Raw genomic sequence first — 15784 nt, 5'->3', positions numbered from 1 at the left:
TGAAAGACAAAAGCCAGGGGCGCAGCCCCGCTTTCAGGGGCGCGGGGGACTGCGCGCTCAGCCGAAACGCACCCGCACCCGACACACCACGCCGACCCCCACCCACCCAGGGGCGCGGGGAACTGCGCGGCCAGCCCCCACCCACCCGCACCCGACACACAAGCCGGCGGCAGCCAAGCCGCACCCGACACACGACTTGCCAGGGGCGTCCCCCAGGTGTGCTCTGGAAGGCAGGGGCGAACGAGAGGAGTGCCCGATGACTCACGCGGCACCCGCACCACGCACACCCACCGCCGCCACAAGAACGGCCGCGGCCTCCGCGAAACTCGCGATCCCGGCGCTCGGCGGCATCATCTACGGCTTCTGGACATCCGGAATCGACCGCCACTCGGGCCCGATCACCGGCTGGAACGTCCTCCTGGGCGTCGTCTCGGCGGTCCTGTTCGCCGTGGTCGCCCAGGGCATCCACACCGTCGCCCCACGCCTCCCCCGGGAGGCCCGGGCCCTCACGTGGGCGGTGTTCGCGGGCATCTCGTTCGGGTTCCTCTACAGCCTCACGGACGCCAGCATCCTCAAGTCCTCGGGCATCTCCCTCGTGATCGCCGCCGGCGTGTTCGCGATGGTGTTCTACCGCTACTACACGACCGAGGACTGAACCGGCGGACGACGGCGAACGACGTACACCGGCCTGTGCCCATCGGGCACAGGCCGGTGTACGTGTGCGGGTGGCCCGGGCCTCACCCACATCTCCCCGTCCCGGGCCACCCGTTCTCCTCGGACTCACCGCCCGCCGGGCACCCACTCCCAGCCCGAGCCCGAGGCGTCCCAGGAGCCGGAGAAGCTCCAGCTCCACGAACCGGACGCGCTCCAGGAGCCGGAGGAACTCCAGGAACCGTCGTCGCAGCCGTTGCAGCCCCCCGAACCGTCGCGCCACCGGTCCTTCCAGTCCCCCTCGCCGGGGTCGGAGCACCGCGGCACCCCCGCCCCGCCGATGTCCACGAACGCGGCACTCGCCCAGGCACGCGCCCCGACGAGCCAGTACCAGTGCGGGTTGCCGAACACGTGCGTGCCGCGCGCCACGCAGGCGACCCGGTCCTGGCTGCCCGGCGAGAGCCGCGCGAGTACGGCCGAGCCGGTGTCGGGACGGGCCCGCACATTCAGGTCGCCGCGGGAGACGACGGTGCCCCACACCGGATCCTCGGAGCCGCCGCGACCGGAATTTCCTGCCGCCGAACCGGCGGAAGCCGTGCCGCCCGCCGTCGCCGTACCGGCGGCGGCCACCGTCAGCACACTGCCGCTGACCAGGGCGATCGCAAGGGTCCGCAGGGCCGGAGTGATGCCCATGATCGGCCTCCTTCTCCCCGCCTCCGTCCCCAGAACCAGGAAACACCCGTTCGGGTGAACCCTCCACCGGAGCCCAGGGAGAACGACGGAGAAATCTCCTGCCTCCCCGCCGATGAGTTTTCGTGCGCCCCAGGGTCTGCATCTCGAGACCGATCGAGGACTGCATCGACAGACCGATGCTCTTCGGGCCCCGCGGACGCACCCTGAGAGCTACGGAAGCGCCGCGAGAGACCTCGAAGACCTCGAAGACCTCAAGGACCTCGAAAACCGACAGCAGGGACGAGAGAACGACGCGGATGGGCGGACCGACATGACGAGCAAGAACCGCACCGGCCAATGGGCCGGGCCGGCCGTCGAGACCGCGGGTCTGGTGAAGACCTTCGGCGACAACCGCGCCGTCGACGGCGTGGACCTGCGCATCGAGGCCGGCACCGTGTACGGCCTGCTCGGTCCGAACGGAGCCGACGCCGCGAGCGGCTGCTGAGGCAGGCCCTCGACGCGGACATCCAGCTGGAGCCGGACCCGGTGGCACTGACGGCCCGGGTCGGCAACGGTCCGGCATGGGGGTCCCCCCAGACGGAGTCCGGGGGGAGGCGCAGGGGCCGCCGAGAAGGCGTCCCGTGCCCTCGCCGAGCTGGCCCACGCGGGCATCACCGTCGACAACTTCTCCCTGGGCCGGCCGAGTCTCGACGAGGTGTTCCTCGCCCTCACCGGCAAGTCCGACCACGCGGAGACCTCACCCCAGCCGCCGACGAAGCAGACACGGCAGCAGAGGCCACGGCATGAGCACCGCGACCAAGCCCACCAACGGCACGGACACCGCCGACCTCGCGCCGGTCAGCACCGAGAGCCTGGCCGCGCTGCTCGTCGCCACCGAGCGCCCGCCGCGGCCGAACGCGATCCGGACGTCCCTCACCTTCGGCTGGCGCGCGATGCTCAAGATCAAGCACGTGCCCGAGCAGCTCTTCGACGTGACGGCGTTCCCGATCATGCTGGTGCTGATGTACACGTATCTGTTCGGCGGCGCCCTGGCGGGCTCCCCGCGCGAGTACATCCAGTACCTGCTGCCCGGCATCCTCGTCATGTCCGTCACCATGATCACGATGTACACGGGCCTCGCGGTCAACATCGACATCGAGAAGGGTGTCTTCGACCGCTTCCGCTCGCTGCCCATCTGGCGTCCGTCGACGCTGGTCGGCTATCTGCTCGGGGACGCCCTGCGCTACGCGATGGCGTCGGTCGTGATGCTGTCGGTGGGTCTGATCATGGGCTTCCGCCCGGACGGCGGCGTCCAGGGAGTGGTCGGCGGGGTGCTCCTCCTGATCGTCTTCTCCTTCGCCTTCTCCTGGGTGTGGACGATGTTCGGCCTGCTGCTGCGCACGGAGAAGTCGGTGATGGGCGTCAGCATGATGATCCTGTTCCCGCTGACCTTCCTGAGCGACAGGCGTCTCCTCCCGCCGCCTGCGCCAAGAGTTCCCCGATCTGGTACGCCACTACTGGCGGGCCAGCAAACTCTGGTCCGGTTCCTACTTCGCCGGCACCGTCGGCGGCGCCCCACTCTCCGTGGTCAAGCAGTACATCGAACGGCAGAACCGGCCTGTGTGAGCATCGCCCGGCTCCGCCGGGACCAGCCATCGCGGCGCTCCGCGCCACGAGCGAGGAACACGTCATCCGGCTCCGCCGGACAAGAACCTGCGACGCTCCGCGTCGCAGCCATCAGATTCGCTTCACCACCGGGCTGAAGCCCGATGCACTGCGAATAAATCCCGGTAGCGCGGTTCCACCACCACACACTCTCCCGGGGGCCCGATGTCCCCCGGAAGAACGCAATCCAGGCCCGGATGCAGTCACCCCGGCCGTGCCCCGATGGCGGGGGTCACGGCCGGGGTTCTTCCTTGAGGGGTGCGGAAAGTCCTCTCGGCGCTGCTGATCGTGCTCGCCTGCGTCCTCGTGCCGCTGGGCGGGCTTTCGGCATGGGCGAAGTACGAGATCGGCGACACCGGACGGTACGTCGACACGATGGCGCCCCTCGCCGCCGGGCCCGACGTACAGAGCGCGATCGCCGACTCGGTCACCGACGGGGTCATGAACCAGATCGAGGTCGGACCGCTGGAGAGCGAGGTCCGCGCGTACGTGCGCAGGGCGGTGCGGTCCTTCACCGGTACGGAGGCCTTCCGCGCCGCCTGGAACACGGCGAACCGGGCCGCCCACGACGCCGTCCTGCGGGCCCTGCGCAGCGGCCGCGAGGGTGCCGTCACTCTCGACCTGGCACCGGTCACCCAGCAGCTGAAGTCGAAGCTGTCCTACGACCGCGTCCCGTTGGCGAACCGCATCCCCGTCGAGCACACCGAGATCACGGTCCTTGAGGCGCAGGAGCTGAGCACGCTCCGAAAGGGGTTCCACGTGCTGGAGATCGCGGGCTTCTGGCTCCCTATCGCGGCGGTCGCCCTGGCCGTCGGCGGCATCCTGCTGGCCGTACGCCGCCGCCAGGCCGTCACGGCCACGGCACTCGGCATGGCCCTGGGCGCCGCCCTGCTGGCCCTCTCCACGGTCATCGGCCGCGCCCTGACGCTCGCCGACCTGCCCACCCATGTGTCCCGGGCGGCGGCGGGCACGGTCTACGACGCCCTGACCTCGACCCTTCGCACGGCCACCTGGTTCATCCTGGCCCTCGGCCTCACCGTCGCCGCCGCGACCTGGCTCATGGACCACCGCGCGCGACGTCGCGAAGCGTCCGCAGCGCCTGCCCCAGCGCCGGCACCGGAACCGACGCGAGCCCGGGCCTGACGGCGTCCGGCGCCGCCTGCGCCCCCACCGCGAAGACGGGCCCCGGTGTGACCGCGATCCCGCGCGCCGCCGCGGCCGCCGTGAAGGTGTCCGCACGCCACGGCGACGGCAGCTCCCACCAGGCGTAGTACGCACACGGATCGGCGCGGACGGCGAATCCGTCGAGCAGTTCCGCGACGACCCGCTGCCGCCGGGCGGCGTCCGCACGCCGGTCGGCGACCAGCCGGTCCACGACCCCGTCCTGGATCCACCGCGTCCCCGCCTCCAGCGCGAACCGTCCCGCCGTCCACCCGCCCGACCGCAGTGCCCCCGCCGCCGCCTCGACGCGCCCCTCGGGCACGACGAGAAAGCCGACGGTCAGCCCGGGCGCGACCCGCTTGGACAGCCCGTCGACGACATGGACGCGCTCGGGGGCGTACGCGGCGAACGGCACACCCTCCTCGTGCAGGAACGACCAGATCCGGTCCTCCACCACAGGCAGCCCCAACTCCCGCACCACCTCGGCGAGTTCACGCTTGCGCGCGTCCCCCATCGTGGCCGAGGTGGGATTGTGCAGGGTCGGCTGGACGTACAGGGCGGAGAGCGGAGCGGAGCGGTGGGCGGCGGCGACGGCCCCGGGCAGCAGCCCTTCCCCGTCCGTCTCCAGCGGTACGAGCACGCACCCGATCCGCGCCGCGATCTCCTTGACCAGCGGATACGTCAGCGCCTCGACCCCCACCCGCCCGCCGGGCCGTACCAGCGAGGCGAGCGCGCCCGCGATGGCCTGCCGTGCGTTCCCGGCGAAGAGGAGCTGCTCCGGGTGGGGCCGCCACCCCGATCCGGCCAGCAGCCCGGCGGCGGCCTCGCGTGCGGAGGCGGTCCCGGTGGCGGGAACCGTACGGGTCACCTCCCCCAGCACATCGGCCCGCAGCAGCGGCACGAGTCCGCCTGCCAGGAGCTCCGACTGCCCTTCCACGGACGGGTAGTTGAGCTCCAGGTTCACGACCGCCGCGGTCGCCGGCTCGGCGAGGGCCCGTCCCGACGGCACCGGCGCCGCCCGTACGAAGGTGCCGCGCCCGACCTCCCCGACGACGAGGCCCCGCCGCACCAACTCCCCGTACACACGCCCGGCGGTGGACCCCGCGATGCGCCGCCGCTTCGCGAACACCCGCTGCGGCGGCAGCCGTTCACCGGCCTTCAGCCGTCCCGTGAGGATCTCCTCGGCCAGCCGGTCGGCGATCCGCCGATAGTCCTCCACGCCCACCCCTCCCTGGATTGCACCGAGGGCAAAGATCTTATTGCACCGAGGAGTTCCCGGAATCTAGGGTCCTGAACATGGCTCCCTTCCTCCTGTACGAGGACAAAGGCGCGCATGCCTCAACCTCGGTGCCCCTTGTCCTGATCCACGGCCACCCCTTCGACCGCACCATGTGGGCCCCGCAGGTGGCCGCCTTCTCCCCGGACCGCCGGGTGATCGCCCCTGACCTGCGCGGCTACGGCAGGTCCCCGGTGGTACCCGGGGTGACCCCGCTCGCCACGTTCGCCGAGGACATCGCGGCCCTCCTCGACGACCTGGGCGTACGCGAGTTCGCGCTGGCCGGTCTTTCCATGGGCGGCCAGATCGTCATGGAGTGCTACCGGCAGTTCCCCGAGCGCGTCCGGGCGCTGGTCCTGGCGGACACGTTCCCGGCGGCCGAGACCCCGGCCGGCAAGAAGTCCCGCAACGACATGGCCGACCGCCTGCTCCGCGAGGGCATGCGGCCGTACGCCGACGAGGTCCTGCACAGGATGGTGTCCCCGTACGCCCACCCGGACGTGGCGGCCCACGTGCACCGCATGATGACCTCCACGTCCCCCGAGGGCGCGGCGGCCGCCCTGCGGGGGCGGGCGGAACGGCCCGACTATGGCGAACTGCTGACCCGCGTCACCGTTCCGACGCTGGTGGTGGTCGGCGAGGACGACGAGTACACGCCTGTGGCGGACGCGCGGGCCATGCACGCGGCGATCCCGGGCTCCGTGCTCCAGGTCGTTCCGCAAGCGGCCCACATGCCGAACCTGGAACAGCCGGAGCAGTTCAATGCGGCCCTGGCGGCCCTTCTGGGCCGCCTCTGAACAGGCCGTACGTCGACTGCGGGCCGGTGGGGGTTGCTCGCGCAGTTCCCCGCGCCCCCAAAGGCAAAAGCCAGGGGGCGCAGCCCCGCTTTTCGGGGGCGCGGGGAACTGCGCGACCAGCCACGACGCACCCGCACCCGGCAGCAGCCCTCAACCGTCCCCCCGCATCCCCCGTCTTTAAGGGAGGATCCAGCAAACGGAAGGGGGCGAATTTGCGCAGCGCAACGGCTGAGACAGACGAGTGGACGGACGACGTCCCGGTGTCCCGCCACGGCGGAACCCGGGCCGGCGCCTGGTTCGCCGCACTCCTGCTCGTCGGCGTGAGCACAGTCGTCGGGTGCCGCATCGCGGACACCGACGGCATCACCCCCGTACCCCAACTGCTCGCGTTCCTGCCCTGGCTCCTCGCCCCCACCACCGTCGCCCTCCTCTTCGCCGCCCTCACCCGCTGGCGCCTCGGCCTCGTCTGGAGCCTGGCCGTGCTCGCCGCGCTCGCCTGGTACATCGAGCCGTACGGAAAGACGTCGCAGCCCAAGGGCGCCCCGGTCGCCGAACTCCGCGTACTCACCTCGAACGTCGAGTTCGGCCAGGCCACGGACGAACTCATCGACGCGATCAGGGACCAGCGCCCCGACCTCGTCTTCGTCCAGGAATGCGAGTACGGATGCGAGGAGAAGTTGCAGCAGGCCTTCGGAAAGGACACGGGGAGCAAGGGGGACAACGCAGGCGGTGCCGTGGGCAAGGGCTCCTATCCCTATCGGCAGGTGGTCGAGGGCGCGGGCTCCGACGGTTCGGTCATCCTCAGCCGCCATCCCCTCAAGCCGGCCGCGGGCATCCCCGCGACGATGGGCATGCCCGGTGCCACGGCCGACGTGAAGGGCCACGAGATCCGGCTCCAACTGGCCCATCCCATGCCGCCGCTGCCGACGAACCTGTCCACCTGGCGCGAGGAACTGTCCGACCTCCGCGACTACGCGGCGGCGAACCGCACCCGCCCCACCGTCCTCGCGGGCGACTTCAACGCCTCCCAGGACCACGCGGCCTTCCGCCGGATCCTGGACGCCGGCTTCGGGGACGCCGCCCGCCTCACCGGCGACGCCCGCACGCCGAGCTGGCCGGCCCGGACGGCCCCGCCTCTCGGCGCCCAGATCGACCACGTCCTCGTGTCCCGGGACTTCTCGGCGAACCGGGCCCGATTCCTGGACCTCGGAAACACGGACCACCGGGCGCTCGTCGTGGACCTGACTCTCTTCAAGAACTCGTAGATCAGCGGCAGTTGCTGACGCCGGGCCGAAAAGGCGACGCGGGCCGCCCCTGTGCAGGAGGGACGGCCCACGTCAGTGGGGGGTGGGTGGTGCATCCAGGGGGGACCTACCGGTCCTGGTTCACCTTCGCCAGTGCCTTCGCGAGGCCGTTGACCCACAGCTGGTCGACGCGGGCCCGCTCGGCCGAGTTCGGGTTCGCGTTCGTGCAGGAGGTGCCGGGTCCGCCGCCCGACATCAGCTCGCTGCAGGGCCCGGTGTAGCGGTCGGGGAGCCCGAGCACGTGCCCGGTCTCGTGGGCGGTCACGCGCGTGGAGTCGTACTGCTCGTTCTGCGCGTAGTCGAGGAAGATGTAGCCGCTGCCGTGCCCGTCCGTGGAGGCGTACGAACCGCGTGAGTCGTTGCCCTCGCGGTACGTGAAGTCGGCGTTGGAGCCGGACTGGAGCTTCACGTTCGAGACGGAGCTGTTCCAGATCTGGGTGCTGCGGGCTATCTCGGCGCTGAAGGAGGGCGCGGAGGAGGCGTTGTAGACGACGGTGACGGCGGCGGCCTTCGGGTTCGCGGCGCGCTTCTCGGCCACGGACTTCAGCACCGCGTCGAAGAACGCCTTGTTGGCCTTGGCCTCCTCGCCGGAACCGTCGTAGCCCGCGAAGGGGGCGGCCGGAGCGACGGGTGCGGGCGCCGCGGAGGCCGGGACGGCCCCGAGCACGGCGGCCGTGAGGCCGAGCCCGACCGCGGCCGAGAGAACGGGTGTGGACAGACGGGTGGACAGTCGCATCGATGACTCCTTGAGTGGGGGGTGAAGTCGTCATCGGTGAGTGTCTGCGTCTGTGGGGCAGCTGTGATGATGGCAATCGGAGATAGGACGCAGCTATCACCCGGTCGGAAACGATCATCTATGGTCGATCAATGATCACTTACCGATCAGTATCCAACCCAACTCGCCCCCATCAGTTGGGGTTTGTGCGTCTGGTGCGGCCCGTGCGGCCGTCCTAGGCTCACCGCATGGAGCTCGAGGTGAGGCACCTCCGCGCACTGTGCGCCATCGCCGACACCGGCAGCCTGCACCGGGCGGCCCGGCAACTCGGCGTGGCCCAGCCCTCGTTGAGCACCCAGCTCAAGCGCATCGAGCAGGAGCTCGGCGGCCCGCTCTTCCTCCGCGAACGCACCGGCTGCCGGCCGACCCCGCTCGGCCGTGTCGTCCTGGGCCGCGCCCGCCCGCTGGTGGCCGAAATGCGTGCCCTGGTCGCGGAGGCGCGGGCCGCCGCGAAGGACGACGACGGTCCCCAGCTCCGGATCGGCTCCACCGCGAGCCGCGCCCTCGCGGGCTGGCTGCGGCGGCTGCGCGCGCGGCAGCGGGAGCCGGTCCTCCAGATGGACGTCTCCCCGAACGCGCTGCTGCGCATGCTCGCCGACGGCCGGCTCGACGTCGCCTACGTGCACGAGGTGGAGGGCTGTCCGCTGCGCGTGCCGGAGGGGCTGGCCCTGCGTGTCCTGGTCGAACGCGAGCCGCAGTTCGTCTCCCTGCCCGCCGACCATCCGGCGGCCGCGCGCTCGGAGGTTCAGCTCTCCGACCTGGCCGAGGACCGCTGGATGATCGATCCAACGGTGGACGGCGAGTGGGACGCGGTGCATCGGATGCTGCGGGCGGCGGGGCTCAGTCCCCGTGTGCTGCACGGGGATTACCACACGGCCGCGTCACTCGTCTCGACCGGTGAGGTCGTCACGGTGTGCCAGCCGACGTGTCAGCCCGGGCCGGCGATGGCGGTTCGGCGGATTCAGGGGGATCCGCTGGGTGTGCGGCTTTTGCTCGCGGCGCGTACGGAGGGGGAGTTGGACTCTGTTTTTCCGGGGCTGTGGGAGGCGTACTCGGAGGTTGCCCGGGAGGCGCCGGGGTATCGGGAGTGGCTGGATCGGGTGGGTGTTTGAGGTGCGGTCGTGTGTCGGGTGCGGGCCCGGTGGGGGCTGGTCGCGCAGTTCCCCGCGCCCCTAAAAGACAAAAGCACCAGGGGGTGCCCTCTTCTTGGAGAGGGCACCCCCTGTTGTGGGTCAGGTGCCGATGTCGCAGCCGTCCTTGCGCCAGACCGCCACTACCGACGGGCGGACGATCTTGCCGGGGCCGTCGGGCCAGATGCTGGCGGGGTTCTCGACGGTTGCGCCGGTGATCTCGCCCGGGTGCTGGACCGCGACGAGGACGCGAACGGCCGCCCGGGTGTGAGCCGGTCGAGCCGATCAACGGCAGCAGGTTGCGCACGTTCACTCCCCTATGTCTGTGTCCGGCGTGACGCTATGGGCACGCACGTTCACAGGCGCAGCCGTGAGGTGAACGGCGGGTGAACCCCCGGAGTCCGCAGGGGAGTCGAGGCAAAGGGAAGGTAAGGGGACCCTAACTTGGAGGCCATAATCGACCCTGCCCAAGATCTCCAAATCCTGCGGCTAACCTTACGTGTCCGTCCTGGCCAGGGATTGACGGAACCAACTCATGCGAAGGGTTGCGCACATGGGCATTCTCACCCGCCTGCGGAATGCGTTCGGAAAGTCACGCAAGGGGGACGCTGCCGCTGCTGCCGCCACCCCTGCCGCCGAGCCGAGCGTGCCGGCGGCCCGACAGGAGACGGCTCCCGAGCCGGTGCCTACGGCGGCCGAGCCGAGCTCACCGGCCGAGCCGGCTCAGCCGGAGGCCATGGTGCCGGCCCCCGCCACCGAGCCCAAGGCCTCAGTGGTGGAGGACCTGGTTTCGGCGGCCTTCGACAATGTGACGGTCCCGAAGCAGGCGTCTCCGACGGCAGAACCGGAAACGAAGCCTGAGCCGGCTGAAAAGGCCAAGGCCAAGCCGGTGGTCGAGGCGGAGCCGGTGGCAGAGCCGACGGCTGCGGCGGAGCCGGTCGCCGAGACCGAGCCGGTGGCCGAGGCTGAGCCGGTTGCGGAAGTCGAGCCTGAGCCGGTCGCCGAGACCGAGCCGGTGGCCGAGGCTGAGCCGGTTGTGGAAGCCGCGCCCGAGCCGGTTGTCGAGGCCGAGGCCGAGCCCGTCGTCGAGGCTGAGCCCGTCGTGGAAGCCAAGGCCGAGCCCGTGGCCGAGGCCGTCGTCGAACCCGAGCCGGTCGTCGAGCCCGAGGCCGAGGTGAAGCCCGAGCCCGTCGTGGAGGCGGAAGCAGTGGCGGAGACCAAGGTCGAACCTGTGGTCGACGCCGAGCCGGAGGCCAAGGTCGAGGCCGAGCCCGAGCCGGTCGTCGAAGCCGAGCCCGAGCCCGTCGTCGCCGACGTGACCCCGGAGCCCGAGCCGGTCGTCGAGCCCGAACCCGAGACCGTGGTTGCCGAGGCCGTCCCCGAAGCCGAGCCCGTGGTTGCCGAGGTCACCCCCGAGGCCGAGCCCGTCACCGCGCAGGCGGATGAGCCCGCGGCCGCCGACGGTGATGAGGACCCACAGGGGCCACTCGCAGCCGACGACGAAAGCGTCACGGGCGGTGCGGGTGGGAAATCCGGCGCGGACGAAGGCGAAGCCGAGTCCGGGGAGGCGGCTCCCGCCACCACCCTCACCCAGGTGAAGGCCCACGCCCCCGGCCTCCTCACCGCCTACAACGCCGCCACCTCCGCCCTCGAAAAGCACAACCTCACCGGCATCCGCGCCAAGGTCTACCTCGTCCTCGACCGCTCCGCGAGCATGCGCCCGTACTACAAGGACGGCTCCGCCCAGGCCCTCGGCGAACAGACCCTCGCCCTGGCCGCCCACCTGGACCCCACCGCCACGGTCCACGTCTTCTTCTTCTCCACCGAACTGGACGGCACCGGCGAACTCGCCCTCCCCGACCACGAGAACAAGATCGACGAACTCCACGCAGGCCTCGGCCGCATGGGACGTACGAGCTACCACGCCGCCGTACAGGAAGTCCTCACCCACCACGAGAAGTCGGACGCCCCCACGGCCCCGGCCCTCGTGATCTTCCAGACGGACGGCGCCCCGGACGCCAAGACCCCCGCGACCCAGTCCCTCACGGACGCGGCCAAGAACCACCCCGGCGTGTTCTTCTCCTTCATCGCGTTCGGCGAGCAGGACAACAAGGCCTTCGACTACCTCCGCAAGCTCAAGACGGACAACACCGCGTTCTTCCACGCGGGCCCGACCCCGCGCGAGCTCACGGACACGGAGGTCTACGAGGGCGTACTGGCGAACTGGCGCCCGTAGCCCCGCAGGAAGACCCAGCAGGAACAACCAGGAACACCCAGCAGCACCCACCGGGCCGCCCGCCTCCCACCCCTTGAAAGGGGGAGCGGGCGGCCCACCCATGTCGGCTACGATTTCAAGGTTCGTAAGACGGTCGACGATCGAAGCATCACCCACCGAACCGTCACCCCACGTAACGACCCGGGAGCAGCCCGCAATGGCTCGACACCTCATCACCAGCGCCCTTCCGTACATCAACGGGATCAAGCACCTGGGCAACATGGTGGGGTCCATGCTCCCGGCGGACGTGTACGCCAGGTACCTCCGCCAGCGCGGCCACGACGTCCTCTACATCTGCGCGACGGACGAGCACGGCACCCCGGCCGAACTGGCGGCGAAGGAGCGGGGCCTCCCGGTCGACGAGTTCTGCGCCCAGGCCCACGATGCCCAGAAGGCGGTCTACGACGGCTTCGAGCTGGCCTTCGACTACTTCGGCCGCAGCTCCAGCCCGCAGAACCGCGAGATCACCCAGCACTTCGCCCGCCGCCTGAACGAGAACGGCTTCATCGAGGAGCGCGCGATCCGCCAGGTGTACTCCCCGGTGGACGGCCGCTTCCTCCCGGACCGTTACGTGGAGGGCACCTGCCCCCACTGCGGCTACGACAAGGCCCGCGGCGACCAGTGCGAGAACTGCACCCGCGTCCTGGACCCGACCGACCTGATCAACCCCCGCTCGGCGATCTCCGGTTCGACGGATCTGGAGGTCCGGGAGACGAAGCACCTCTTCCTCCTCCAGTCGAAGCTCCAGCACGAGGTCGAGGAGTGGGTGGCGCGAACCTCCGAGAAGGCTCCGGAGTGGCCGCAGCTGGCCTCCTCCATCGCCCGCAAGTGGCTGAACGAGGGTCTGCACGACCGCGCGATCACCCGTGACCTCGACTGGGGCGTCCCGGTCCCGGCGGACACCTGGCCGGAGCTGGCCGCCGAGGGCAAGGTCTTCTACGTCTGGTTCGACGCCCCGATCGAGTACATCGGCGCGACGAAGGAGTGGTCCGACAAGGACCCGGAGAACCGCGACTGGAAGTCCTGGTGGTACGAGGCGGACACGGGCGAGAACCCGGTCCGCTACACGGAGTTCATGGCGAAGGACAACGTCCCGTTCCACACGGTGATGTTCCCCGCCACGGAGCTGGGCGTGCGCGAGCCGTGGAAGAAGGTCGACTACGTCAAGGCCTTCAACTGGCTGACGTACTACGGCGGAAAGTTCTCCACGTCCCAGAAGCGCGGCGTCTTCACCGACCACGCCCTGGAGATCCTCCCCGCCGACTACTGGCGCTACTTCCTGATCGCCAACGCCCCGGAGTCGGACGACTCGTCCTTCACCTGGGAGCACTTCACGGCCACGGTGAACAAGGACCTGGCGGACACCCTCGGCAACTTCGTCAACCGAGTCCTCTCCTTCTCCAAGAAGCGCTTCGGCGAGGAGGTCCCGGCGGGCGCGGAGGCGGGCGAGCCCGAGACGAAGCTGGGCGAGGAGATCGCGGCCCTTCTCTCGGAGTACGAGACCCAGATGGAGGCCCTCCAGTTCCGCAAGGCCGCGGCCGCCCTGCGCGCCCTGTGGTCGGCGGGCAACTCCTACCTGGAGGAGAAGGCCCCCTGGCTGGAGATCAAGACCAACCCGGACGGCGCGGCCCTCACCCTCCGCGTCGCGATGAACCTCATCCACCTCTACTCGGTCATCTCCGAACCCTTCATCCCGGCCTCCTCCAAGGCGATGCGCTCGGCATTCGCCCTCCAGGACGACACGGCGACCTGGGCGACGGAGGCCGAGGCGAAGTCCCTGACCTTCCTCCCCGCCGGCACCCCCTTCACGGTCCCCCCGGTCCTCTTCGCCAAGATCACGGACGAGGACCTGGAAACGTACAAGGAGCGCTTCGGCGGCGCACCGGAGCAGTGACCCCGGAGTAGTACGAACACAGCCCCGCGCATCCGGAAACGGGGTGGCCGGACGTCATGGCCGTACGACGTCCGGCCACCCCGTTTCCAAGGCGGTCACACCGGTCACCATCTCGGACGACGTCCTGGGGACGATCACCGATGACGTGACGCAGTGCGGCACCTCGTGAAGTGCCTGTTTGCGAACCTCCGCGCTGCAGGCAGCGTCCGATGGACGCGCACCAGCGGTCGTCGGCGCCGTGGCCAGGACCGCTGGGATTGCCCGGAGGGCGTGCCGGAGTCTTGTTGGCCGCTCGCGAACCCCTGACAGATGTCAGGACCGTGGGTATGCCGAATCCTTCATCCTCAAGAGGCTGCTCCGGAATTGCTGGCTGACGGCGCGTCCGAACCCGAACTCACCTCACCTCGGACACACCGATCAAGACGGCATTCAAACATTCATTCGAATAGGGGGAACTGATGCGCGTCTTCATCCGTGCGCTGGCGGTGCTGGCCGTCGCCGCAGCGTTAATCACCGGATCGCTCACCTCAGCGACGGCGGCGCCGACCCGCTCCAACTCAACCGATGCGACTTTGCTGGCTGATGTCTTCCGACTCGTCAATCGCGGCACCGGGCGCTGTCTCGACGCTTTCTGGTCCGGCGGCGGCGGCAACGGCAACGGCGTCGGGCTGTGGGACTGCAACGACGGCGTCACCGAGCAGTGGCGGCTCGTCGCTTCGGGCAACCCCGGCTATCCCTACGCTCTCGTGAACCAGCGTCAGACGCCGGAAGGTAATCGCTGCCTGGATTACCCTGCCGAGTCCCAAGGCGCCATCGGCTGGCAGTTCAAGCTATGGGACTGCAACGGTTCGGCGTCGCAGGATCTTAAGCTGGTGCCTGCCGGTAACTTCTACAAGATCTACGTGGAGCGCAACGGGACCGCGCCGATGGACGCCTATGCCAGCAGCGGTGGCCTCAATGGCAACCCGGTCGGCATCTGGAACGAGACGGGCAGCCCCCTGCAGCACTGGACGTTGCAACCATACTGAGTCGTGTCGGGGACTGGCGCGGTGGCTGCCGCTCCGTTTCCAGTCCCCGACCCTGCTCAGCTTGGCTCTGTCGGAAATCTTGGAACTTCCCGGTGCGCCAGCATGATCAGCGGGCGTGCTCGGTGCTGTTTCGCAGGCCGATGCAGTTGTCGAGGTGTCCGTTGTCGCTCCGTCCCCGTTCCGGTGAGCACGCTCAGGCAGTGGAGACCGGACCGTCGTCCTGATCGAACGAGTCCCCGGCCCGACTCCGCCGACGCTGTCGGTTGAACCGGGAACCCTCATGACGTCGGTCTCCGAGACGTGGTCGTGGACTTGGAGACCGACGTTGTCGGACGGTGCCGGGGTGTCCGGGGCGGCCAGGTCCCCGGCCGCCTCGACGGTCATGTAGGTGCGCACCTCGGGGATGGTCAGATGGCTGGGGATCGTGACGACGTCGGCCATCGTGAACTCTCCGATGACGGCCCGGGTGCCCATCGGTTCGGGGAAGGGCCACTTCAGGGTGGGCAGGGCGTCGTTGTGGTACTCCAGCTTCCCGTTCGTGTGGCGGACGCGCCGCCCGTTGCGCCGCTCCCGGGAGATCCTGCCCGCCTCGCGGGTCCCGGGCGTGGGGTGCCAGCTGTTCAGGCCGTACGCGACGTGCGCCTCGTCGGCCGTCGTCCAGTCGCCCATCGCGGCGGTGACCAGCAGGTCGCCGAGGCCGCCGTAGAAGGCCATCGCTGGGACGATCACCGCTCCGGCGGCGCGGGCGCGGTCCGTGAAGTGGGCGAACGTGTCGGCGTTGGCCTCGATCTCCGCCGCGACGTCCACGTACGGGATCCCGGCGCGCAGGGCCGCCTCGATCACGGGAGCGGCGGTCGTGGCGAAGGGCCCGGCGCAGTTGATCACCGCCGCCGTGCCGGCCAGGGCCCGGTCGAGCGCGGCCGCGTCGTCGACCGACGCCGGCCGGACGTCGAGCCCGGGACCGTACGCCGCCGCCAGCTCCCCCAGCCGGCCGGCGTCACGGCCGGAGAGGACCGGGACGAACCCGCGCTCCAGCAACTGCGCCACCACGAACCGCCCGGTGTGCCCGTACGCACCGAACACCGCCACCGTCTGCCCCGACCCCGCCTCTGATCTCATACGGACATCCTGTCGAGGGCGGGCGCCCCACCGTGAG

General features: G+C 70.2%; 13 protein-coding genes and 4 pseudogenes. 13 read left to right on the top strand and 4 right to left on the bottom strand.

All coding sequences use genetic code 11. The annotated features are described in order from the left end of the window. Nucleotides 1-256: 256 nt before the first annotated feature. Nucleotides 257-655, top strand: a complete 399-nt coding sequence (locus O3Q52_RS05150; protein ID WP_269647587.1) for a hypothetical protein — start codon at nt 257-259, stop codon at nt 653-655. 125 nt (nt 656-780) lie between these two features. On the opposite strand, the gene O3Q52_RS05145 is transcribed toward O3Q52_RS05150, so the two are convergent. Next, complete coding sequence (locus O3Q52_RS05145; RefSeq protein ID WP_269647586.1) at nt 781-1344, bottom strand: SH3 domain-containing protein; 564 nt, start codon at nt 1342-1344, stop codon at nt 781-783. Between the two features lie 310 nt (nt 1345-1654). On the opposite strand from O3Q52_RS05145, the gene O3Q52_RS05140 reads away from it, so the two are divergent. The 5 genes and pseudogenes from O3Q52_RS05140 to O3Q52_RS05120 all read left to right on the top strand — a co-directional run bounded on the left by O3Q52_RS05140 (nt 1655) and on the right by O3Q52_RS05120 (nt 4131). Next, nucleotides 1655-1828 (top strand): hypothetical protein, encoded by a 174-nt coding sequence (locus O3Q52_RS05140; RefSeq protein WP_269647585.1) that lies wholly within the window; start codon nt 1655-1657, stop codon nt 1826-1828. Continuing rightward, a pseudogene (locus tag O3Q52_RS05135) lies at nt 1816-2059 on the top strand (hypothetical protein); the annotation flags it as partial. The gene O3Q52_RS05140 and the pseudogene O3Q52_RS05135, both read left to right, overlap by 13 nt. Before the next feature lie 67 nt (nt 2060-2126). Beyond that, nucleotides 2127-2783: pseudogene (locus tag O3Q52_RS05130) on the top strand (ABC transporter permease); the annotation flags it as partial. Between the two features lie 4 nt (nt 2784-2787). Beyond that, a pseudogene (locus O3Q52_RS05125) lies at nt 2788-2949 on the top strand (transposase); the annotation flags it as partial. A gap of 297 nt (nt 2950-3246) precedes the next feature. Beyond that, nucleotides 3247-4131 carry a hypothetical protein gene (locus tag O3Q52_RS05120; RefSeq protein ID WP_269647584.1) on the top strand — a complete coding sequence of 295 codons (885 nt, stop codon included), beginning with the start codon at nt 3247-3249 and terminating at the stop codon, nt 4129-4131. Here the strand turns inward: O3Q52_RS05120 and O3Q52_RS05115 are convergent. Then, nucleotides 4046-5368, bottom strand: a complete 1323-nt coding sequence (locus O3Q52_RS05115) for a PLP-dependent aminotransferase family protein (RefSeq protein ID WP_269647583.1) — start codon at nt 5366-5368, stop codon at nt 4046-4048. The genes O3Q52_RS05120 and O3Q52_RS05115 overlap by 86 nt on opposite strands. Before the next feature lie 77 nt (nt 5369-5445). On the opposite strand from O3Q52_RS05115, the gene O3Q52_RS05110 reads away from it, so the two are divergent. Continuing rightward, the gene (locus O3Q52_RS05110) at nt 5446-6222 is read left to right on the top strand and encodes an alpha/beta fold hydrolase (protein WP_269647582.1); all 777 of its coding nucleotides are present in this window, start codon (nt 5446-5448) and stop codon (nt 6220-6222) included. 260 nt (nt 6223-6482) lie between these two features. Then, nucleotides 6483-7487, top strand: a complete 1005-nt coding sequence (locus O3Q52_RS05105) for an endonuclease/exonuclease/phosphatase family protein (RefSeq protein WP_269647590.1) — start codon at nt 6483-6485, stop codon at nt 7485-7487. 106 nt (nt 7488-7593) lie between these two features. On the opposite strand, the gene snpA is transcribed toward O3Q52_RS05105, so the two are convergent. Then, nucleotides 7594-8262, bottom strand: coding sequence for a snapalysin (gene snpA, locus O3Q52_RS05100; protein ID WP_269647581.1), 669 nt, complete (start codon nt 8260-8262; stop codon nt 7594-7596). A gap of 227 nt (nt 8263-8489) precedes the next feature. Here snpA and O3Q52_RS05095 point away from each other — a divergent pair, with 227 nt between their 5' ends. From O3Q52_RS05095 to O3Q52_RS05075, 5 genes are all read left to right on the top strand, one after another. Continuing rightward, a complete protein-coding gene (locus tag O3Q52_RS05095) occupies nt 8490-9413 on the top strand; it encodes a LysR family transcriptional regulator (RefSeq protein ID WP_269647580.1) in 924 nt (307 codons plus the stop codon). Nucleotides 9414-9984: 571 nt separating this feature from the next. After that, nucleotides 9985-11667: a VWA domain-containing protein gene (locus O3Q52_RS05090; RefSeq protein WP_269647579.1), complete on the top strand. Its 1683-nt coding sequence runs from the start codon at nt 9985-9987 to the stop codon at nt 11665-11667. Nucleotides 11668-11863: 196 nt separating this feature from the next. Beyond that, the gene (metG, locus tag O3Q52_RS05085) at nt 11864-13600 is read left to right on the top strand and encodes a methionine--tRNA ligase (RefSeq protein ID WP_269647578.1); all 1737 of its coding nucleotides are present in this window, start codon (nt 11864-11866) and stop codon (nt 13598-13600) included. 43 nt (nt 13601-13643) lie between these two features. After that, entirely contained in the window at nt 13644-13769 is a 126-nt protein-coding gene (locus O3Q52_RS05080; protein ID WP_269647577.1) for a hypothetical protein, read from the top strand. Between the two features lie 289 nt (nt 13770-14058). Further along, on the top strand, nt 14059-14628 hold the full coding sequence (locus O3Q52_RS05075; RefSeq protein ID WP_269647576.1) for an RICIN domain-containing protein: 570 nt from the start codon (nt 14059-14061) through the stop codon (nt 14626-14628). 330 nt (nt 14629-14958) lie between these two features. Here O3Q52_RS05075 and O3Q52_RS05070 read toward each other — a convergent pair. After that, nucleotides 14959-15747: pseudogene (locus O3Q52_RS05070) on the bottom strand (saccharopine dehydrogenase NADP-binding domain-containing protein); the annotation flags it as partial. Between the last annotated feature and the right edge of the window lie 37 nt (nt 15748-15784).

The sequence above is a fragment of the Streptomyces sp. ActVer genome (genome assembly GCF_027270795.1).
Taxonomy (GTDB): Bacteria; Actinomycetota; Actinomycetes; order Streptomycetales; family Streptomycetaceae; genus Streptomyces; species Streptomyces umbrinus_A.
Note: the sequence above shows the minus strand (reverse complement) of the source record. Positions and strands in the feature narration are given on the sequence as shown.

What these genes read in the sequence shown, in the direction of transcription:
- O3Q52_RS05150 (WP_269647587.1), top strand. Translation starts at nt 257, where the DNA reads ATGACTCACGCGGCACCCGCACCACGCACACCCACCGCCGCCACAAGA.
- O3Q52_RS05145 (WP_269647586.1), bottom strand. Translation starts at nt 1,344, where the DNA reads ATGGGCATCACTCCGGCCCTGCGGACCCTTGCGATCGCCCTGGTCAGC.
- O3Q52_RS05140 (WP_269647585.1), top strand. Translation starts at nt 1,655, where the DNA reads ATGACGAGCAAGAACCGCACCGGCCAATGGGCCGGGCCGGCCGTCGAG.
- O3Q52_RS05110 (WP_269647582.1), top strand. Translation starts at nt 5,446, where the DNA reads ATGGCTCCCTTCCTCCTGTACGAGGACAAAGGCGCGCATGCCTCAACC.
- snpA (WP_269647581.1), bottom strand. Translation starts at nt 8,262, where the DNA reads ATGCGACTGTCCACCCGTCTGTCCACACCCGTTCTCTCGGCCGCGGTC.
- O3Q52_RS05095 (WP_269647580.1), top strand. Translation starts at nt 8,490, where the DNA reads ATGGAGCTCGAGGTGAGGCACCTCCGCGCACTGTGCGCCATCGCCGAC.
- O3Q52_RS05090 (WP_269647579.1), top strand. Translation starts at nt 9,985, where the DNA reads ATGGGCATTCTCACCCGCCTGCGGAATGCGTTCGGAAAGTCACGCAAG.
- metG (WP_269647578.1), top strand. Translation starts at nt 11,864, where the DNA reads ATGGCTCGACACCTCATCACCAGCGCCCTTCCGTACATCAACGGGATC.
- O3Q52_RS05075 (WP_269647576.1), top strand. Translation starts at nt 14,059, where the DNA reads ATGCGCGTCTTCATCCGTGCGCTGGCGGTGCTGGCCGTCGCCGCAGCG.